Annotated in this window: 20 protein-coding genes and 2 pseudogenes; 9 read left to right on the top strand and 13 right to left on the bottom strand. The window is 44.2% G+C overall.

What is annotated here, in order from left to right:
- Positions 1-63: 63 nt before the first annotated feature.
- Positions 64-1,431, top strand: coding sequence for an ABC1 kinase family protein (locus tag U0021_RS09835; RefSeq protein WP_114799951.1), 1,368 nt, complete (start codon positions 64-66; stop codon positions 1,429-1,431).
- 43 nt (positions 1,432-1,474) lie between these two features.
- Here the strand turns inward: U0021_RS09835 and U0021_RS09830 are convergent, their stop codons facing one another.
- A complete protein-coding gene (locus U0021_RS09830) occupies positions 1,475-2,683 on the bottom strand; it encodes a TIGR03862 family flavoprotein (protein WP_114799950.1) in 1,209 nt (402 codons plus the stop codon).
- On the bottom strand, positions 2,680-3,360 hold the full coding sequence (gene trmB / locus U0021_RS09825) for a tRNA (guanine(46)-N(7))-methyltransferase TrmB (RefSeq protein WP_114799949.1): 681 nt from the start codon (positions 3,358-3,360) through the stop codon (positions 2,680-2,682). Before trmB ends, U0021_RS09830 begins: the two co-directional genes overlap by 4 nt.
- Positions 3,361-3,504: 144 nt before the next feature.
- Between trmB and rnhA the strand changes: the two are divergent.
- From rnhA to mnmD, 7 genes and pseudogenes are all read left to right on the top strand, one after another.
- Positions 3,505-4,599: pseudogene (gene rnhA / locus U0021_RS09820) on the top strand (ribonuclease HI); the annotation flags it as partial.
- 171 nt (positions 4,600-4,770) lie between these two features.
- Positions 4,771-5,538 (top strand): annotated as a pseudogene (dnaQ, locus tag U0021_RS09815) (DNA polymerase III subunit epsilon); the annotation flags it as partial.
- Positions 5,535-6,386 (top strand): NAD(+) diphosphatase, encoded by an 852-nt coding sequence (gene nudC / locus U0021_RS09810; protein ID WP_114799948.1) that lies wholly within the window; start codon positions 5,535-5,537, stop codon positions 6,384-6,386. The pseudogene dnaQ and the gene nudC, both read left to right, overlap by 4 nt.
- Before the next feature lie 13 nt (positions 6,387-6,399).
- Positions 6,400-7,254 carry an RnfABCDGE type electron transport complex subunit B gene (locus U0021_RS09805; protein WP_114799947.1) on the top strand — a complete coding sequence of 285 codons (855 nt, stop codon included), beginning with the start codon at positions 6,400-6,402 and terminating at the stop codon, positions 7,252-7,254.
- Positions 7,251-8,519: a DUF2868 domain-containing protein gene (locus tag U0021_RS09800; protein WP_114799946.1), complete on the top strand. Its 1,269-nt coding sequence runs from the start codon at positions 7,251-7,253 to the stop codon at positions 8,517-8,519. Before U0021_RS09805 ends, U0021_RS09800 begins: the two co-directional genes overlap by 4 nt.
- A gap of 21 nt (positions 8,520-8,540) precedes the next feature.
- The gene (locus U0021_RS09795; RefSeq protein ID WP_078256237.1) at positions 8,541-8,837 is read left to right on the top strand and encodes a YciI family protein; all 297 of its coding nucleotides are present in this window, start codon (positions 8,541-8,543) and stop codon (positions 8,835-8,837) included.
- A gap of 11 nt (positions 8,838-8,848) precedes the next feature.
- A complete protein-coding gene (mnmD, locus tag U0021_RS09790; protein ID WP_114799983.1) occupies positions 8,849-10,795 on the top strand; it encodes a tRNA (5-methylaminomethyl-2-thiouridine)(34)-methyltransferase MnmD in 1,947 nt (648 codons plus the stop codon).
- Between the two features lie 30 nt (positions 10,796-10,825).
- On the opposite strand, the gene U0021_RS09785 is transcribed toward mnmD, so the two are convergent.
- Positions 10,826-11,473 carry a MarC family protein gene (locus U0021_RS09785; RefSeq protein WP_114799945.1) on the bottom strand — a complete coding sequence of 216 codons (648 nt, stop codon included), beginning with the start codon at positions 11,471-11,473 and terminating at the stop codon, positions 10,826-10,828.
- 158 nt (positions 11,474-11,631) lie between these two features.
- Between U0021_RS09785 and queC the strand changes: the two genes are divergently transcribed.
- Complete coding sequence (gene queC, locus U0021_RS09780) at positions 11,632-12,330, top strand: 7-cyano-7-deazaguanine synthase QueC (protein ID WP_049235953.1); 699 nt, start codon at positions 11,632-11,634, stop codon at positions 12,328-12,330.
- Positions 12,331-12,403: 73 nt separating this feature from the next.
- Here the strand turns inward: queC and pyrF are convergent, their stop codons facing one another.
- From pyrF to U0021_RS09730, 10 genes are all read right to left on the bottom strand, one after another.
- A complete protein-coding gene (gene pyrF, locus U0021_RS09775) occupies positions 12,404-13,096 on the bottom strand; it encodes an orotidine-5'-phosphate decarboxylase (protein ID WP_114799944.1) in 693 nt (230 codons plus the stop codon).
- Between the two features lie 128 nt (positions 13,097-13,224).
- Complete coding sequence (locus tag U0021_RS09770; RefSeq protein WP_114799943.1) at positions 13,225-13,626, bottom strand: lipopolysaccharide assembly protein LapA domain-containing protein; 402 nt, start codon at positions 13,624-13,626, stop codon at positions 13,225-13,227.
- Between the two features lie 19 nt (positions 13,627-13,645).
- Entirely contained in the window at positions 13,646-13,945 is a 300-nt protein-coding gene (locus tag U0021_RS09765) for an HU family DNA-binding protein (protein ID WP_114799942.1), read from the bottom strand.
- A 207-nt stretch (positions 13,946-14,152) separates the two neighbouring features.
- The gene (rpsA, locus tag U0021_RS09760) at positions 14,153-15,829 is read right to left on the bottom strand and encodes a 30S ribosomal protein S1 (protein ID WP_114799941.1); all 1,677 of its coding nucleotides are present in this window, start codon (positions 15,827-15,829) and stop codon (positions 14,153-14,155) included.
- 214 nt (positions 15,830-16,043) lie between these two features.
- On the bottom strand, positions 16,044-16,757 hold the full coding sequence (gene cmk, locus U0021_RS09755; protein WP_114799940.1) for a (d)CMP kinase: 714 nt from the start codon (positions 16,755-16,757) through the stop codon (positions 16,044-16,046).
- Between the two features lie 41 nt (positions 16,758-16,798).
- Positions 16,799-17,278 (bottom strand): tRNA adenosine(34) deaminase TadA, encoded by a 480-nt coding sequence (tadA, locus tag U0021_RS09750; RefSeq protein WP_227538668.1) that lies wholly within the window; start codon positions 17,276-17,278, stop codon positions 16,799-16,801.
- Positions 17,279-17,353: 75 nt separating this feature from the next.
- The gene (gene ung, locus U0021_RS09745) at positions 17,354-18,061 is read right to left on the bottom strand and encodes a uracil-DNA glycosylase (RefSeq protein ID WP_114799938.1); all 708 of its coding nucleotides are present in this window, start codon (positions 18,059-18,061) and stop codon (positions 17,354-17,356) included.
- A 7-nt stretch (positions 18,062-18,068) separates the two neighbouring features.
- Entirely contained in the window at positions 18,069-19,022 is a 954-nt protein-coding gene (locus U0021_RS09740) for an RDD family protein (protein ID WP_114799937.1), read from the bottom strand.
- Between the two features lie 152 nt (positions 19,023-19,174).
- Positions 19,175-19,741, bottom strand: coding sequence for a flavodoxin family protein (locus U0021_RS09735; protein ID WP_078256227.1), 567 nt, complete (start codon positions 19,739-19,741; stop codon positions 19,175-19,177).
- A gap of 233 nt (positions 19,742-19,974) precedes the next feature.
- Positions 19,975-21,120, bottom strand: coding sequence for a beta-ketoacyl-ACP synthase III (locus U0021_RS09730; RefSeq protein ID WP_114799936.1), 1,146 nt, complete (start codon positions 21,118-21,120; stop codon positions 19,975-19,977).
- Positions 21,121-21,370: the final 250 nt, after the last annotated feature.

Below are 21,370 nucleotides of genomic sequence, written 5' to 3'. Positions count from 1 at the left end.
TCAAATGAACAGAAATTTGCTATAATACAGCCATTTACAACTATTATTTATTCAATCGAAGCAATGAGCCAACCACTTAATAAACTTAAAACTTCACCATTTTCACGTCGTCTATCGATTGCAAAAACTTCTTTAAATATCGGTAAAAATTGGGCAAAGTCTAGCATGAGCGGTCTTTTGATGACTAAAGAAGAAAGGCAGATCGCTAAGCACACCTTAATGCAAGAGCAAGCAGACTACTTGGTGAGTGAACTTGGTAAATTAAAAGGCTCAGTGGTCAAAGTCGGTCAAATGCTTGCGCTATATGGCGAGCATTTTCTACCCAAAGAAGTCCTAAATGCCCTGCACACATTGGATGCTCAAACTGCTCCGCTGTCTTGGCATGTCATCTATGAAACACTCAAAGCAGAGCTTGGCGAACAAGTCGCCGACTTTGAGATCGATCGCACTCCCATAGGTACAGCAAGCTTGGCACAGGTTCATAAGGCTGTGCATAAGTTCAGTGGCCGAGATGTGGTGCTCAAAGTGCAGTATCCAGGGGTAGCTGATTCGATTGATTCTGATCTATCTATTTTTAAGCATTTATTAAAGATTACCAATGCTGTGCCACAGACCAAAGCTTTGGATGCTTGGTTTGAGGAGATCGGTGAGCTTTTGCACCGCGAAGTGGATTATCAGCTTGAGGCAGAGACCACCAAGCGTTTTGCTCGTTATTTGGCGGATGATGAGCGTTATGTTGTACCGACGATTTATGATAACTATAGCACCAATCGATTGATCTGCATGAGCTTTGAGGCGGGTGTCTCGCTGAATGATCCTGTCATCACCACCCTGCCCCAAGACCGCAAAAATGCGCTTGGACAAGCTGCCATTGAGATTGTTATCCGCGAGCTGTTTGAGTGGGGCGAGATGCAAACCGATCCTAACTTTGGTAATTATTTGGTGCGCTATGAAGATGGCATTGATAAACTGATTTTATTAGACTTTGGGGCAATCAAGCAATTTGACGATCATCTTTTGAGTATCGCGCGCGGACTAATCAGCGCAGGCTATCATCAAGACAAGCAAAAGATGATGGCTGCCATGACAGGCTATGATTTTTTTGATCAGCTAAACGGTAAGCCGAAGTCTGATATGGCAGAAGTGTTTTTGATGGCTTGTGAGCCCTTTGCTCATGCACAAGCACTTAATGAACGGCATAGCGGTCATTCTACACATCTTGATGAGCAAGGCTTATATATTTGGTCAGGCAGCGATTTGTATGCTAGAGTGATGAATACCGCCAAAAATGGCATGCAGTCGCGCGAATTTAGCCTACCGCCCAAAGAAATGATGTTTATCAGTCGTAAGTTCATTGGTGCTTATGCTTTGCTTGTGGCGCTCGATGCGCGCACCGACAGCGAAGCATTGGTCGCCAAATTCATTGATTAGCTCGTTTATGATCATAAGATACAAGCCAATGAGCTTAATGATTTTATTGATCAATATTTAAAAATCGTAAGACGCCATAAGCTGCCGCACGCCCTGTGGCCAAGCAAGCGGTTAATAAATAACCGCCCGTCGGCGCATCCCAATCAAGCATCTCGCCGGCACAAAATACGCCCGGTTCACAGATGAGCTGCAGATCGTCATCTAAAGCCATGCGCTTGATGCCGCCGCCAGTACTAATCGCCTCATCCATCGGTCGAAAGCCTGTGGCTTGTATCGTTAGATTTTTGATATGCTTTGCCATTTTCACAGCATCTGACCAGTCCGACTTAGGCGTGCATTCTCTTAAGACAGCGATTTTGACAGCATCTAGACCCGCTTTTTTGAGTAAGGTATTCAGCGACTTTCTTTTAGCTTGGCTTAAAGTTTGATAAATGGCATCGACAGACTTATCAGGCATAAGATCGACAGATAACCCAAAGCCGTTTTCGTGTTGGCTTTGGCGCATTGCTTGATTGAGACGATAAATGAGCCCGCTTTCAAGCCCATAGTGGCTGATGATGACATCGCCTTGATGCGACTCACCTCCCACACTGATCCGAACACGCTTTAATGGCTGACCAAATAACGGCGCCATAAAAGACGACCATTCAACCAAAACGCCGACATTGCTGGCATATAGCGGCGTTAAGCAATCTTTATCGAACCACTGCTGCCAAGCGCCATCACTGCCAAGCGCTCGATACGATCCGCCACCACAAGCCAAGATGACCGCGTCATAGTCAGCATAAAAAGAATCGATAACTTCAGCCTTAGCATCAAGTTTATCAAAGCTTAATACCCTGCCTGATATCTGAGTGCAGCGATGACGATAATAAAACTGAACACCTTGACCATCCAGCCGAGACAGCCACGCGCGAATGAGTTTTGAGGCTTTCATCTCCACTGGGAAGATTCTGCCAGATGAGCCAATGTAGCTTTTAATACCTAAAGAATTCATCCACGCAACGATCTGATCGGCATGAAATGACTCAAGATACCCAGTTAGCCAATCATTTGGTGTGTAGCGATTCACAAAAGTCCCAAAAGGCTCACTGTGCGAGATGTTTAAGCCAGTCTTGCCTGCCATGAGTATTTTGCGCGCGGCGGTTGGTTTGTGATCATAGACATGCACCGAGACAGGATATGAAGACAGCACTTCAGCCGCCATGAGTCCAGCGGCACCGGCACCGATCACAGCGATTTTTGGCTTCATACAGCCTGCTCTTTTACAAGCACATGATCAAATCTGGTCTGATAACCAGCAGGCTTGGTGAGGATAATTTCTTGACAATTTTCACCACGGGCCAGATATTTGATCTCAAAATGCGTGCGTGCCGAGGTAGGATCAATGGTATGCTTGGTATAAGGCAGCTGCCAAACTTCGTCCAAACGCTGACACGCTTCATCCATATAAGACTCAATGTTACTGGCAATCGTGATAAATCCCCCAACTTTCAGACGCGATAATAAAAATTCAAAAAACGGCATATTGAGCCAGCGCTGATTTTTATTATGCGGTTCAGGATTTGGATAAAGAATAAATACGCCATCAAGCGAATTGGGCGCAATAAAATGCACACAAAAGGCAATGGCATCAGCATGAATGACAGTGAGATTTTTAAATTCGCCTAGATCTGCTTGTTTTTGGAATGCGTTAAATTTTTCACGAGTTCTTTCAATGGCGATCAAATGCTTGTCCGTATTTGAGCTGGCAAATAGCATGGCGTGCTTGCCTTTGCCTGCACCGATTTCCAAAAAAAGCGGCATTTTCGAATCTAAGGCTTGAGAAATGCTTTGAATGTCTTGGTGTTGGACAGTTTTGGGCGCATATAAAAATTTGGTCTCAAATAAACGGTCAAAACGATGGCTTAGCATGGGCTGATGAGTCATAAATAGTCATAATTTGCGGTAAATAATGCATTATATCATACTCAAAGCTGCTCTCCATAGACCAAACCCAGACCAAAAAATTCGCACAAAGCCCTGCAATGATTTATAATATTCCGATTACTATAAATCATATGAGCAAGCATCATGAGCCAACTTAATATCGCTTATACCGACGGCGCCTGTAAAGGCAATGGAAAACAAGGCGCATCTGCAGGCGGCTGGGGCGTGTATTTGCAGTATTGCAATGGCGATGAACGGCGTCTGTGGGGCGGTGAGCCTGACACCACCAATAATCGCATGGAATTGATGGCTGCCATCACAGCGTTGGAGGTATCACCTGCACAGATACCTTTACAGCTTTGGACGGATTCAGGCTATGTCAAAGACGGCATTACTCAGTGGATCAGCGGTTGGAAGTCGCGCGGCTGGAAAAAAGCAGATGGTAAACCTGTCTTAAATCAAGATCTGTGGCAAAGATTGGATCAGCTGACCCAAAATCGCATCATTGATTGGCAGTGGATCAAAGGTCATGCCGGCCATGCTGGCAACGAAATGGCAGATCAGTTAGCCAATCAAGGCGTGGATAGTTTTGGAGATGAACTTTCCCCCAATCCCACAGCCCAAAATGACGAAAATTTCATGGTGGGTACGCCCAAACCAGAGCGCCATTACACGCACAATATCATCCAAAATCCCAATTATACGGGCGATACACAAAGTGCAGACAGTGAATTTTGGCCAATCCTACCAAAGCCTATCAATCGCGGTAATCCAAAGCGTCAATTAATTTTTGACACCGAAACGACAGGCATGTATGAGCTTGACGGCGATCGCATTGTCGAGATCGGTGTTGTTGAGATGATTGATCGCAAATACACAGGTAATGTGCTACATGTGTATCTCAACCCCCAAAGACCGATGGGCGATAAAGTCATGAGCATTCATGGCATCAGTAATGAATTTGCCGCGCAGCAGCCTACATTTGCCGAAGTGGCGCAGTTTATTTATGAATTTATGGTAGATAGCCAAGTCATCGCACATAATGCAGAGTTTGATATGCGATTTTTGAAGGCGGAATTTGACCGTGTTGGCTTGACTGACTTTTCAAATCGCGTTCAGGTGATTGACACATATGTCATCGCCAAGCAAAACTTCCCCAATCAAAAAAATAGCTTGGATGCTTTGGTCAAGCGGCTTGGCGTCGGTCAAAGGGATCGTACCTTTCACGGGGCATTGCTTGACTCAGAGATCTTAGCTGAAGTGTATTTGGCGATGACAGGTGGTCAGATGGATTTGGCAGAACCGCTCGCGCCTTATGATCAAGGTTTTTCAGGTGCGCCATATCCGCCCCACGATGAGATGACATCAGTAGAGCCGAATGAGCGCACTCAAGCGCCAAAAATTGGTGAATATAACACCATTCAAAACCCTGCTTATGATGGTGATACCAGCCGCGCTAATCCTGATTTTTGGCCAATTTTACCCAAGCCTGATAATCGAGGCGCGGCCGAAAGGCAGCTGATCATGGATACTGAGACCACAGGTTTTGATGAAGTTGGTGGCGATCGCATCGTTGAGGTCGGGATTGTTGAATTGGTTGGGCGTAAATTTACAGGCAATATTTTACATGTGTACATCAATCCTGAAAAGCCCATGGATGATGAGGTCATACAAGTTCATGGCATCAGTAATGAGTTTGTGTCGGATAAGCCCAAATTTGCTGAAGTTGCGCAGCAGATTTATGACTTTATGGCAGGCAGTGAGATTATCGCGCACAACGCCACATTTGATATGAAATTTTTGAACATGGAATTTAACCGTGCAGGCTTAAGCAATTTTGCAGCCAGTGTTCAAGTTACCGACACACTGGCGCTCGCCAAGCAGATGTATCCTGGTCAAAAAAACAGCTTGGATGCTTTGGTCAAGCGGCTTGGCGTCGGTCAAAAGGATCGCACCTTTCACGGGGCATTACTTGACTCAGAGATTTTGGCTGAGGTGTATTTGGCGATGACAGGTGGTCAGATTGCGATGGCAATTGATGATGACGACACTGCAGGTGGCGACACCCACGCCGGCGGATCCAAATTTAATGATCTATCGCAGTATGCAGATCTACTCACGCTGTCTAAGTCTGATAGCGAGGCTGATGCGGCATGGCGCGCCAAGGTGCTATCATGACGGCTAAAATCTGGCTCATCCAAGGCGATGGTATTTTGTGTACAAGCGATGGGCTGCCATTTGTGCTAAAACTGCCCGACGCGCCAAGCGAAGCTATCCATCTGGGTTTTGCAGAAACGCATGACGAGCAATCCTTATTTTTATGTCCATCAGATCAGCTACCGATCAGTCATGCCATGACTGTAGATGATGCCATCAAGCTTGGGTGTATTTTTGCTTATGGTCAAGGCTATGACACCAAAACCATCAGAAACCTAAAAATCATCAGTTTTCGTGAATTTTTGACCGTGATAGATGATGAGACGCTAAACTTGATGGCTCGCGCGATTATGCTGATCGGTTGGCACAATGATCATCAGTTTTGTAGTCGCTGCGGCGCTAAGACAGCTGCGCATCCCCAGGGCGAACATGCTAAAATTTGCCCAAAATGCCGTCACCGCGCCTATCCCAGAGTACAGCCTTGCGTCATTGTTGCCATTACTCGCACGCATCCTACGACCCACAAAAAACAGATTCTTTTGGCGCGTCATCATCGCCATAAAAGTGGTATTTATGGCTTGATTGCAGGCTTTGTGGAGGCTGGTGAAACGCTGCCCATGGCGGCTCACCGCGAAGTCTTCGAAGAAGCGGGACTGCATATTGACAATGTTCAATATTTTGACAGTCAGCCTTGGCCTTATCCAAGCAATTTGATGGTTGGATTTATCGCTAATTATAAACATGGTCAAATCAAAATTCAGCGCAATGAGCTTGCCGACGCTCAATTTTTTGATATCGATCAGCTGCCACCCATTCCAAACCAAGGCACCATCGCTCACTCACTGATTCAAGCGGTGGTGAACGCCTAATCAACAAGATACCATGATTACATACACGACAGAGCGCTTAGATAATTTACCCATCTTATTTAAGCCGTTAAATTTACAAAGCTTAGACGACACTGATCGTCAAGCCATTGCCGCCATTGATGCAATTTTACCGCAAACTCAATGTGGCTTATGTGGTCATCATGATGGCTGTCTGCCTTATGCGCATGGCATCGTGATGAACGGTGAAGCGATTAATTTGTGCGTCCCAGGTGGTCAAGCGGTGACTGATGCCATTGCAAACACACTTAACAGACCTACTAAGCCTGCCACCCCAAGCCAGTGGCAAATCGATCCGCTGACCAATCGACCCAAAGAAGTGCGAGCCACCATCCAAGAAGCCGACTGTATCGGCTGCACCAAATGCATACCCGCCTGCCCTGTTGATGCCATCATCGGCACCGCCAAACACATGCACAGCATCATTACCGATCTGTGTACAGGCTGCGAGCTGTGCTTGGCACCTTGCCCTGTGGACTGCATTGATGTCGTACCACACTTTCGTACATTAAGTGATGATGATAGAATCACAGAGCAAAACCATCTGCGCCGCCGTTATCATCAGCATCTTGATCGAGTCGCTACGACCATCGAACAAGGAGCAAAGCCAGTTGTAAGCACCATCGAGTCCGCCATGGTGAATGTACTTAGCCAACGTCAACATACCGAAATTGACGAAACCCATGCCAAAAATGCGATCGCTGCAGCTAAGCTACGCACTCAAATTAAAAAAATCAATAAACAATTAGCGCTCAAGACCGATCCAGACTTACAAAATAAACTGATCAAACTCAATGCCGAGCTCAGCGCCCTACAGCCTACGCCAGCGACCAGTGAGAATGCGACATGATAACAGACGATCCTATAAAAGCGCATCAGCACTTAGAAGTGATCAGACGGCTTGAAGATCAAAATTATATTTTCGCTCAAGACCCAAAAGTCATCACCCAAGTTGTCAAGTCAGAAAACGGCACGGCATTTGACAAACTGTTTATTCGCGCCCAAAAAATTGACAGCGATGGGCGCATCATAGAGACCTTATCAGAGGCACAGTATAGCGTCTTAAGTGTCATTAAATTGATTTATCTGCTTTATTTTATCTTGGCACTGATTGGTGTGGCGGGTCTGCTTGGCTCTCAAGCGATTAACTTTTTTTATTTGATGGTGGCTTTATTAGGTTGGCATACGCTTTCTTTGGTGTGGTGGCTGACATCACTTGCATTACCCCACCGCCCTTCGATGCTAGGCAGCGCGGTGGAGCATATCACCCTTAAAAACAAGCTATTTGATAAGCTAAGTGATGGCGATACCAGCATTCGCAAAGTTTGTTTTGGTGTATTAAATGATACGATCAAGCCTACTAAGCGGTGGCAGATTGCCAGTATCTTGCACGGAGCTTGGCTATTTGGGCTGATGGGCAGTATCTTAGGCATGCTCGGTTTGTTTTTATTCAAAAGCTATAGCTTTCATTGGGAATCAACACTACTGGCTGATCATCATTTTTATCGTATGATAAATATCATCGGCTATCTCCCCAGTCAGCTGGGGCTAACATTGCCCAATGAATCAAATCACACGCCTGCACAATTTGCCCTATTGGCAATGATAAGCCTGATGATTTATGGCGTTCTGCCTCGCTTGGCGGCATATTTGTACAGTCGCATGAGAGCTCGCCAACAATTTAGTATTGATATCAAAGCGCCCTATTATGCCAATTTGATGAATTTTTATAGCCAGACCATCATTGATGCGGATGATTATCAAGCGCCTACGCCCACGACTGCTGCACCTGTTGTATTGAGCGATCGATTGGTCATCGCCACACTTGAAAAACCTTACCACGATCACATTCCCATCAGTGCAATCAAAGATTTTGGGGTGATTGATACGCGCGCGCAAATAGATGCGCTGCTTTCAGACGCTCATCACTTATCAGCGCAAATTTATTTAGTGATCAATACCGATACCGCCCCTGATCGTGGAATTTTGCGCAAAGTGGAGCGATTGGCTCACCATCAATTTGGTATCATTGCCATGCTTGTTGGTGGGCAAGCGCACGATGACGCTTGGAGATCGGCGCTGAATGAACGCCGCATCCCCATATTTAATCACTGATTTTAAGTCAAAGGAGACAATATGCCGTTATTTGCCATTATTGGTCACGATGTCGCTGACAGTCTAGATAAGCGCACCGAAGCCAGACCTGCTCATCTTGACCGCTTGAACGCACTGATGGCGCAGAATCGACTCATCATTGCTGGTCCCACGCCCATCGCACATGGAGAGCCTGCCATGAGTGGCAGCTTGGTGGTGGCTGAGTTTGAGGATATTCATGCCGCCAAAGCTTGGGCAGCACAAGATCCATATATCATCGCAGGCGTGTATAGTCATGTCGATGTCAAGCCCTTTATCCAAGTCCTTCCTAAGTCATAGCGAGGCAGATGATGACAGACACGCTTAAAACCGCTGATATCGTCTGGAAAGAAGATCATAATGGCTGTTTTGTGCCCGCATCACGGCATTTTGATGATATATATTTTTCAAAAGCTGGCGGTTTGAGCGAGACTCATCATGTGTTTATTAATGGTAATCAGCTGACCGACCGATTTGGTCGTTTAAGTGATGGTCAGCGTTTTATTATCGCTGAAACTGGATTTGGGACAGGGTTAAACTTTTTAGCAGTTTGTCAGCTTTGGCAAAAACTAGCCCCAAAATCCGCTCGATTACACTTTATCAGCACCGAAAAATATCCGCTCAATCGTGATGATTTTGCACAGGCATTATCTGTATGGCGTACTGACGATGGCTTAAGTGATTGGGTGGATGCGCTGATTGAAAGTTACCCCCTACCTTTAGCAGGATGCCACCGCTTACATCTGAGTGAGCGGATTACTTTGGATTTATGGTTTGGCGAGGCTTTAGATAGCCTGAATGAAATTGCCAATAATCAACACGAACATAGTGCGCGGATCGATGCATGGTTTTTAGATGGCTTCGCTCCTGCTAAGAACTCAGACATGTGGAGCGATGATTTATTTAAGGCGATGGCACGGATTTCTCATAGCCAAACCACAGTCGCAACTTTTACTGCGGCAGGATTTGTACGCCGCGGCTTGATTGATGCAGGGTTTGATATGATTAAGTCGGCAGGCTTTGGACGAAAAAGGCAGATGCTGTGTACAGCACCAACGCCTAATCAGCCCACCCTAAGTCATGATCAAGCAGATTTTAAGCCCAAAAAAATCGCAATCATCGGCGGTGGCATCAGTGGCGTCAGCGCTGCCACTGCCTTGAGCCGTCGCGGGCATGAGGTGCATTTGTTTGAGCCTGATGCCATCATGACGGGCGCTTCGGGCAATCCATGTGCATTGTTCGCACCCAAATTAACACTGTTAGATCATGCTGCCACTCATCTGCCTACAGTCAGTTTTTTGTATTCATATCGCCATTACAAGGCAATGAATTTGCACTCACAAATATTTGACCATATTGGCGTTCTTGATTTTTTATTACCCAGTCAAAAAACGGTCAAAAAAAGACAGGCGCTGATTGATGATTATCCAAAATCACTCATCAGCACCCATCATCCACAAAAAGACAGCTCTGCACTCAGCCAAGACCTACTACAAACAGAGATCGTTGCGCACATCCCCATGGGCGGTATTTTATATCCAGCCAATATCGCTGCTACGCTCAAAGATCATTTTATACATCACCCTTATAGGGTCATGCAGATCCATGAGCAAGAAAATGGGGTCGATCTGACAGCATTTAATGGTGAGAATGATCAAAACTTCATCTTTGATCAAGTCGTGATCGCTGCAGGATTTGCCAGTCATTTCATTGATGATCGGCTTTTTAATTGCCGAAAAATTCGTGGTCAAGTCACTTGGCTTGCCCTTACCAACAATGACGATCCACATCAGCCAACTCAAGCTGCTAACGCCATCAAATATGATGGTTATAGCACTGAATTTTTTGATCCTAAGACTCAATCAAGATCCCTATTGTTTGGCGCAAGCTTTATACGCAATAGCACAGATACGACGGTCAATGACGATGAGCATCTTAGCAACTTCCAAAAATTCAGCCAAGCTCTGCCCAACTACTGCCATGCTTTAAATATTTCTAAAGATGCCAATTTTAAAGGTCGGGTTGGCATCCGTGCCCAAACGCCAGATTATCACCCTTTGGTCGGTAAGCTTGCCAATAGTAGCCATATATTTTGTCTATATGGCATGGGATCTAAGGGCTTTAGCTTTGCGCCGTTTTGTGCTGAAGTATTAGCTGATATGATGGACGGGGGGATTTTACCCATATCATCTGAGCTATCGGCAAAACTGTCGCCGAATCGTGACCGATTAAAAACACCCATCCAAGAAAAAGACTAAAGCTATCTTTAGTCTAAACTGTTTGGCTGATTATAATAAATTTGGGAAAATGGTTCTTAAGCCTGCCACAATGATTTCTATCGCTAAAGCCGCCAAAATAATCCCCATAATGCGGTTGATGATATTTAAGCCAGTATCTCCAAGCAGTCTACTAATCCGCCCTGCCGCCATCAAAGACAAATAACACAAGATACTGATACACAGCCCTGCAACAATGATCAGTGACATCCCAACAACACCTGTCACTTGAGACGAATAGATAATGACGGTGGAGATGCCGCCAGGTCCAACCATCATCGGGATCGCTAGCGGTACCACTGCAATGCCTGTCAAAGAGCTTGGATCTTTTGCCTTAGGCTGAGATAATTCTAGCTCATCTTCGTTGGGCTTGACGGGATTATTTCCATCATTCATCATACCAAGCGCGATCAAAAATAGCAAAATCCCGCCTGCAACTCGGAACGATCCCAACGAGATGCCCAAACCGCGCAACATGGTCTCACCAAATAATGAAAAAAATGCAATCGTGATAAACACTGTCGCACTGGCAATCCGCGCAACACGGCGCTTATCTTCATAGCTGTATCCATGTGTAAAATTAACGAACATCGCCAAGGCTGCCGATGGGTTAATCAGCACAATAAAAGCTAGAATAATTTTGATAATTTCGACTTCCATTCATCCCTCAGAACAGCAAATTTAGATCAATTATGGCTGCTCATTCTATCATGCTTTGATAGCATTTGTATTGATGAAAGAATCTTGGCTAAAAAAATAGTTGAAATATGCAACAATTTGGAGTATCTTTCTTAAAACTTTATCCAATGAAATATCATATGAATAACAATCAAAACGCCGTCGTATTATTTTCAGGGGGGCTGGACTCAACCACCTGCTTATACTGGGCAAAATCACAATTTAATACTGTCACTGCCGTCAGTTTTCGCTATGGTCAGCGCCATTCAAGCGAGCTTGACGCCGCTCAAAATATCGCCAAAAAACTTGGCATCAGGCATCATGTGATTGATATTGATATCGCAAAACTTGGCGGTTCGGCATTGACCGATATGACTCTATCAGTACCAGATCACGATGAATCCATCATCTATAACGATGATGATCAAGTTGCACCGATCACTTATGTGCCAGCGCGCAATACGATCTTTTTGTCCTATGCGCTCGCAGTCGCTGAAGTAACACAAGCTTCCGCCATCATCATCGGCGTAAGTTCGGTGGATTATTCAGGATATCCTGACTGCCGCCCTGACTATATCGCTGCCTTTGAAACCATGGCAAACCTTGCCACTGTTGCAGGCAGACAAGGCAACCACTTATCCATCATTGCGCCATTACAAAATTTATCGAAAGCTGAAACCTTAAAGCTGGGTGTCTCATTAGGCGTGGACTATTCACTGACCGTTTCTTGCTATCAAGCGGATGAGTCTGGACGCGCTTGTGGTCACTGTGACAGCTGTCACCTGCGCAAGCAAGGCTTTATGGATGCCCAGATCGCCGATCCAACGCGTTATCAATAAGGCAGACTTACCAATTATCATAAACTAAGCCCTGTTTGGTCACAGGGCTTAGTTTTAGTGGATGCTGAATTAATTAAATACCAGCTAAGATTGTCCGAAGCTTATCGTTCGGGTTAGGCGCGTTTGTGATTGAGCGCCCTATGACCAAATAATCCGAGCCGTTTTGCAGTGCTTGATTTGGAGTGCAAATACGCGCTTGATCATCTTTGGCATCTTCTAACAAGCGAATACCAGGAGTAACTAATTTAAACTGTTGGCCAAATTTTCGTTTCAAAAGCTGCGCCTCATGAGCTGAACAGACAACCCCATCCAATCCTGAATCATGCGTCAATCCCGCCAAATGCAAGACCTGCTCGCTCAACGGACGCTGAATACCAAGCTCAGATAAGTCAGCCTCCGTCATAGAAGTCAGGACAGTTACCGCAATCAGTAGCGTATCATAGCCGCCATCTTGTAAGCGGGTCTTACATAAGCGCATCGCGTCGGTGCCGACCATGGCATGAATATTAGTCATCCATACGCCCATATCAGCCGCCGAAAGCACCGCTTGTGCTGTGGTATTTGGGATATCGTGGAATTTTAGGTCCAAAAACACCTCGAATTTACGTTCATGAAATGCCTTGACCACTTGGGTACCGCATGCAGTAAATAGCTCTTTACCCACTTTTAGACGACATAGTGCCGGATCTAAGCTGTCCGCTAAAGCTAATGCGTCGTTTAAGTTATGCTTATCAACCGCTACAATAATGGGTGAAGTAATCGCCATAAGATATCCTTGTTATCAATATAAAAAGCCGCAAATAACGGCTTTTTATTAAAATTATGGCGGCAATCATAGCATATTTCACTTGCTTTCGCAATTTACCAAAAAGCCGCCATTGATAAGAATTTAATTTATAAATTCGGATTATGGTAGTTATCATTGGTCACTTTTGGTGACATGGATTCAGCTAAGGTTGATGCATTTGGCTGATGTTCAAGCTCCAATCTGCGAATCTCTTCAGCTTGCTGGGCTAACTTAAGATTGGCTTCACTAAGTTCGGCTTGAATGGCAGCTTTTTCTTTTTTGAGACGACTGATTTCCCATTTATTTTGAAAGACGCGAAACAATAAAAGCGCAAGCAAAATTCCAATCAAAACGCCTAGAAAAATTGTTGCAACCAAAACCAAGCCTAAGCTCATATTTGCAACGCTTGAAAATAATAAATTGACAGCGATTGCTTGATTATTCAGAACGACAAGTGCCAAAGAATAAGCGAATGCCAATACCAAAAGGATGATTAAAATAATATGCATAATTAACTCTTATTTTTAGTCAGTCATTAACCGAATTCACTGCTTTACGCAGCGCTTTACCGGGCTTAAAATGGGGAACCGCTTTGGCTTTGACAGAAACGCTCTCGCCTGTACGCGGATTGCGGGCGATGCGTGCAGAGCGGTGATGTAAACAAAAACTACCAAAGCCTCTGACCTCGATACGCCCATCATGCACCAACTCATTTACCATCATTGCAATCATTAAGCGCACCGCTTCATCAACGACACGCTCTTCTAAATCTTCGCAGACTGATGCCAAATTTGAAATCAAATTAGATTTATTTATTACCGCCTGCATACTACCTACCTCAATCACAAGTCAAGCTTTTATAAAATAACCTTAAAATAAAATAATAACTTAAAACACAAAAAAAGAAAATGCTTTTTTTGTTAATACATAACACATTCAAACATTTGCAACTACTATTTGAGTAGTTTACTGCAATAAAAAAGAGCGATGACTAACATCGCTCTTTTTTATTAGGCTTAACAATACTTAGGGCAATTAGCCTTTCAGCTGCTCGCCGAAAATATCGCCAAGCGTTTTTGGCTGTGCTTCAGCTGCTGTATTAGAAAGCTCTTTGATCGCTTGTCGCTCATCCGCTTCATCTTTTGCCTTGATTGATAGGCTGATGTTACGAGATTTACGATCAACGCCAACGATCTTAGCTTCTACTTCATCGCCAATGCTTAAGACTTTAGAAGCATCTTCGGTACGCTCACGAGCAATGTCTGCAACGCGCAAATAACCTTCAACTTCATCAGCCAAAGTAATAACTGCGCCTTTAGCGTCTACTTCTTTTACCGTACCTTTAACGATAGCGCCACGATCATTTGATAGTAGGTATTCGTTAAATGGATCAGAATTTAGCTGCTTAATACCTAAGCTGATACGGTTTGCTTCTGCATCAACAGACAATACGACCGCTTCAACGGTATCACCTTTTGAGTAATTGCGGATGGCTTCTTCGCCAGACTCAGTCCATGAAATATCAGACAGATGTACCAAACCATCAATACCGCCTTCTAGACCAATGAATAGACCAAAGTCAGTGATTGATTTGATTGTGCCGCTGATTTTTTGACCTTTTTCATGGTTCTTATCAAACTCAGCCCATGGGTTTGGCATAGTTTGTTTGATACCAAGGCTGATGCGACGACGCTCGCCATCAATCTCAAGAACCATCACATTGACTTCATCGCCAACTTGAACAACTTTTGACGGATGGATGTTCTTGTTGGTGTGGTCCATTTCAGACACGTGTACCAAACCTTCGATACCTTCAGCGATTTCAGCAAAGCAGCCATAATCTGTTAGGTTGGTTACGCGTGCTTTGGTGATGGTACCTACTGGATAAGTTTGCTCAACTTCAGTCCAAGGGTCAGCACCAAGTTGTTTTAGACCCAAGCTAACACGGTTGCGTTCACGGTCAAATTTAAGAACTTTTACTTTAAGGTCTTGACCAACTTCTACCGCTTCTGATGGATGCTTAATACGCTTCCACGCCATATCGGTGATGTGCAATAGACCATCGATACCGCCCAAGTCAACGAATGCGCCATAGTCGGTTAGGTTCTTAACGATACCTTCTACTTCCATGCCTTCTTCTAGCTTGGCTAGTAGTTCATCACGCTCTGCTGAGTTTTCAGCTTCCATAACGGCACGACGTGATACAACGATATTGTTGCGTTGTTTGTCAATTTTAATGACTTTGAATTCAAGCTCTTTACCTTCTAGGTGAGTTGTTTCGCGAACTGGGCGAACATCTACCAATGAACCTGGAAGGAAGGCACGAACCGAACCAATCTCAACAGTGAAACCGCCTTTAACTTTAGATGAAATAACACCTTTAACGATTTCATCGTTTTCGTGAAGCTGTTCAAGCGCACGCCAGCTTTCTTCACGCTTCGCTTTTTCACGCGAAAGCACAGTTTGACCCATGCCGTTGTCCACAGCTTCAACCACAACGTCGATGCTGTCGCCTACTGCTACTTCAAGCTCGCCAGCTTCGTTTAAGAACTCTTCACGAGCAACGATACCTTCAGACTTAAGACCTGTATCAACTGTGATCCAATCGCTATCGATTGCAACCACAGTACCTGAGATCACTGAGCCACGCTCAATGTTAAGACCTTGTTCTGATTGGCTTGCTTCAAACAGTTCAGCAAATGATAAACTCATTAGTAATACCTTAAAATTAGCCGTATCCTGTCCAGCACAGTACGGTTCAAGTGATGTGCGCCATTAAGGAATGCTGGTTTTAAACTTAATGACGACACAAAAATACAGTAAACCTGTTAATTATATCAGATTAAAATCGCAATGAGTAGTATTTTTTATGTTTTATTGCTTAACTAACACTGCTTAATCAGATTTATCCCATGCCAAACTTGCATTAGTGGGATAACTTTTGATTGATGAATTGCAAGACTTCTTCAAAAACCAAGTCAGCCGATTTACTTGAACTGTCAATGAATAGCGCATCATCTGCAGGGCGACTTGGTGCAACCGATCGATTTTCGTCTCGTTCATCTCGCGCGATGATGTCTGCTAAGATGTCATCAAAATTCGCTTCTTTACCCGCTTGAGTCAGTTGGATAACACGCCTTTTGGCACGAGCTTGAGCGCTTGCACTGAGGTAAATTTTTGCATGTGCATCAGGAAAAATTACCGTGCCCATATCTCGCCCATCCGCTACCAAGCCAGGCTTTTGATCAGCGATATTTCTTTGTAAATCAAGTAGCGCCGAACGCACTTTTGGGAATGCTGCGACAATAGAAGCATAACCGCCTACAGTTTCATTACGGATATCATCAAGCAGTGGCTTTTTATCGATATAGATATCAATGGCGCGGGTTTTTGAATTTGGAAGAAAACTCAAATCAAGCGACTGTGTCAAGTCAGACAAAGCCAGCTCATCTGGGGCATCATCAAGCAGTCCTGCCTGATGCGCCATCAGCCCAACAATGCGATATAACGCACCGCTATCTAATAGCTCAAAACCAAAATGCTCTGCCAGTCGATAAGCGAGCGTGCCTTTACCTGCCCCACTTGGACCGTCAACGGTGATGATGATTGGTTTATTTAGGTTTGCTTGTGAATAAGTCATAATAATTTGGCTATATTTTAATAGATGATGAATTGTAATTTTTAGGCTTGGGCTTTGGCTGCTCTTTTTTCTTGGCGGCGCTGCCTAAAAAAACCGCTCAACAAGGCGCTACTTTTCCCTGCCAAAAGTCCGCCCTGTATATCCAAGCTATGATTATAAAAGGCTTGGTTTGGCAATGTTAGCTGACTGACCACAGCGCCCGCCTTTGGTTCAAATGCACCAAACACAACACGACTCACCCGAGCATGAATCAGGGCGCCAAAGCACATCGTACAAGGCTCCAGCGTCACATAAAGTACAGAGCCTTTTGGTAGGCGATAATTATTAAGACGCTCACAAGCGCGCCGAACTGCCACAATTTCAGCATGAGCCGTCGGGTCTTGGGTAGTAATTGGGCAGTTATAGCCCTCACCCAAAATCCTACCCTCATGCACAACCACCGCACCCACGGGAATCTCGCCAAGCCGAGCACCCTGTTTGGCGATTTCCAAAGCACGATCCATCATTTGCACATCACCCATCGACCAAAAGTGATACTGATCATAACTGATCTTGGAATGATGAGCCCAATTAAATGGTGCTATCATATGTGGCAACTATTGAGGCAGAGCCCAATTGATCGGCGTTTTGCCATGGCGCTGCAGATATTCATTCGTGCGTGAAAATGGTCGAGTGCCAAAAAATCCCCCACGATTTGCAGCCAAAGGCGAAGGATGGCTTGCGGTCAGCACCAAATGTTTTGAAGTATCAATAAATCGACCTTTATGTTTGGCATAACTGCCCCATAAAATAAAAACCGTGCGGTCGGTATGATTATTAATGGCTTCAATCACGGCGTCTGTGAACTCTTCCCAGCCTTGTTTTTGATGACTACCAGCAATCCCTGCCTCGACGGTCAAAGTGGCGTTAAGTAGCAACACGCCTTGCTGCGCCCAAAAGCTAAGATCGCCATGATGACTGACGGGTACGCCCAGATCATTTGATAGCTCTTTTAAGATATTTTGAAGACTGGGCGGCTTTGGGATAACTTTGGGTACAGAAAAAGACAACCCCATGGCTTGACCCATACCATGATAGGGATCTTGACCCAAAATAACCACTTTAACTTCAGATAAAGGCGTTAGCTGAAATGCGTTAAATATTTGATTTTTTGGCGGATAAATGTTTTTTTGCTGATTGTATTGCGCCTTTAAAAAATCGCGCAGTTTATCCATATTTTCGCTAAGCAAAGCAGGCGCAAGTGCTTGCTTCCAATCATTAGGCAGCTGCACTCGATCAAGAATCGCTTGTTGTTCTGGCGTCATTATTCTCTCACTGATCTGATTTTTTCTTAAATTTTACTTCAGATGTCTTTACAACTACGGTACCTGCCAATTTATCATGCCAGCCTTGCTTGATCGGACTGCGCGCTGCCATAATATAATTAATCATCAATAAAATCAGCGCCATATTAATCGCGATCGGCAAGGCACTCGCTAATTGATAGATAAAAAATAGCACCACAACACGCAACACAACTCGTTTGAAAAAATTTGGTTTTTCTAGTGTTTGTGCGTCCACAGTGCGAATACCTGCAACCAATTTACCAAACGACTGTGCACGAGAGACAATTAATACAAACTGGATGAGAAGATAGGCGATAATCAAAATACTTGATAGCGTCATCGTCTGTGCAGGCATCTGAGCTGCCAGCTCTTGGGCATAAGCCATGCGGGCTTCAAAATCACCTGTATTCAATAAAACTGGATCGGGATTTAGTGCCATAAATTGCTGCAAAAAAGGCATTAGTGCTAACATAAACAGCACAAAGTTAATCATCACCGCCATGAATCTAGAACCAATGCTTGCCAAGACTGCCTGCGTATCTTTACTGACGACGACATCAGACGACTGATTAGGCTGCTGATGAGATGGATTGGCAACTGGCTGAACGGGTTTTTTACCATACAGCTCTTCGACGCTCACTCGCTTAGGTTTATCGGCTGATTGAGCGTGATTTGGGTTAAAATCCACATTATCACCAAACCCCCTTGGCTCAGTTTTTTCTTTGATCTCAGCCAAGGTTGCCGGCTCAGGCGGCAGTGTATTATTAGGCTGATAATAGGATTGATTTTGGGTCAAGTCGCCCAAGCGTTGCCAAGTGGTCATTGGCGAGTGCCAAATCAAATCATCAAGCACCACCTCGCCAGACGCCAACATGGTATTAAGCTCTTCAATCGTATACGGTCCTGCTTGCACTTGATTTCTTGCCAAATAAATTTTCATAAATCACTCAATTAAAATAAATTCTTATCATCTGGCTATTGTAAACCAAAAGCCTAAAATAAAAAAGACATGATCGCCATGCCTTTTGTCTGTACAAATGCTTATTTGAGTGCTTGCCTGCCAAGCAAAAGCCTCTTTTAAGAATAGATGGATTAGCCTAACTTAAGTATCGTTTTCGCCAAGTGATTACCAAACCACTCGGCTGTCTTAATATCGCCATCACAAGGCGTCACCTCTGGGGGCGCATCAATAGACTGAGTCATCAGCCCCAAGAAACTGCTGAGGCGGTTTAAATCCTGCTCACTGCTACCCGTCGGCATCAGTGGCAGACCAACCCAATTCATGCCATGCTGCATGGCATAAAGACACAGCTGCTGTAGCACTGCTAACTTGTCCCCACTAAGCCCACCTGAATTGGCAAATCCTGCCGCAAATTTACCTTGCCACCGACGATCCACCCAGCGCTTTGAGGTGCTATCCATAAAAATCTTAAATTCGGCGGTCACACTGCCCATATAAACAGCACTACCAAATACAATTAATGAAGCCTCATCAATTCGCTGCCAGTCCGCTTCGCCAAAGTTGGCAATATCCACCAAATACACAGGTAAAAGCATTTCAGCGCCGCGAGCGATGGCTTGGGCGACACGGCGAGTATGCCCATAATTTGAATGATAAACAATCGCCATTGATGGATTGTGAGGTTTAAGCTGATTCATATTGTGTTAAAATTTTAAATAAACGAACAATCATAGCATAAGCATAAATATCTGGCAAATAAAGGCACTACCTAAATTTATTGACCGTATTTTTAATTAATACAACAATCCATCCACTGCAATTAATTTATATAATTTATATGCAAAATATCTAAAGCATCCCAACTGATAGAGGGGATGCTTTAGATTTGGTCGTATTAATTAATCTATTAAATTAAAAATTAATAAATAATTTATATTTTTTTAAGCAGTACCGAGCCAATTGAATAACCAGCACCAAAAGAACACATCACGCACAGATCTCCGCTTTCAACTCCCTCTTGAGTTTCGTGGAATGCCACCACCGGGCTTGCCGAACTGGTATTACCATATTCTGCAATAACCACAGGCGCGATGGATTTATCAGCATCTTTACCCACGACTGTGCGCAAAATCAGGTCAATCATATTGATATTGGCTTGATGTAGCCACATGCGTTTAATTTGATCGGCTGATAAATTATTTTCGCTCAAATGCGTGGTAATGATTTCTGAAACTTTTGGGCAGACTTCACGGAATACCTTACGCCCTTCTTGTAAGAATAGCTTATCAGTGACCGGCTCTTCGATGTCGCCATACATTTGGGTGCCCGCCGCCAAAAACTCGCTGCGATCCATAAAACCGTATTCGTTTTTGATATTGGCGGAAAATTGCGTGTAGAGCTTACTATCAAGAATTTCATAGCCTTTTGGCGTTTGTAATTCCTCAACAATCGTCGCAGCTGCCACATCACCAAAAATAAAATGGCTGTCGCGATTACGCCAATTTAGGTGTGCTGAGGTGATCTCCACATTTAGCACAGCGATTTTTTTGCCAAGTCCTGCTTTGATGCTACCCACCGCTTGAGCAATGCCGAAAGTAGCCGCACTACAAGCCACGTTCATATCATAAGCAAAGCCATGCTCCATACCAATGGCATGCTGAATTTCGATAGCAATGGCAGGATAGCAGCGCTGAAAATTCGATGAAGCACAAATGATACCATCTAAGTCATCAGCCGTCAGATCAGCACTTGCCAAAGCATCTTTAAGTGCTGCCAGCCCCATTTCAGCCATCACAGACAGCTCCTCGCCAAGCTTGCGAGCAGGAAAAATAGGTGCCATGATCTTTGGATCCAAAATCCCTTTTTTATCGATGACATAGCGAGATTTAATGCCAGATGCCTTTTCGATGAATTCACTGGAGGAATGCTGAAGCGCAGCTCTATCGCCTGCTGCGATTGCATCGGCATGTTCGGCATTATAATTATCGACATAAGTATTAAATGTAGCCACCAACTCATCATTGCTGATTTGATAAGCAGGCTTATAAAGACCGGTTGCGGTTAAATAAATTCCCATGAATTACTCCTAGTCATCATCGGCTTAGCATGGGCAAAACCCATGACATATCCTTTTGGTAAATTTTGAATCTAAATAATTTTATCACAAATAAATGTAACGAGTTGTAAAAATATACGCTTGTTTACATAAAATATTGATCAAATCCAAATAACTGCTTTATTTTCATTGAGTTATGCTAAATAAAGAAGCGTCTAAATAATCGCAATTCCTATTAATCGCAAAACAAATTATCGCCAAATGATAGCCA

Origin of the sequence: Moraxella canis (assembly GCF_034424565.1) — a bacterium.
Taxonomy (GTDB): domain Bacteria; phylum Pseudomonadota; class Gammaproteobacteria; order Pseudomonadales; family Moraxellaceae; genus Moraxella; species Moraxella canis.
Note: the sequence above shows the minus strand (reverse complement) of the source record. Positions and strands in the feature narration are given on the sequence as shown.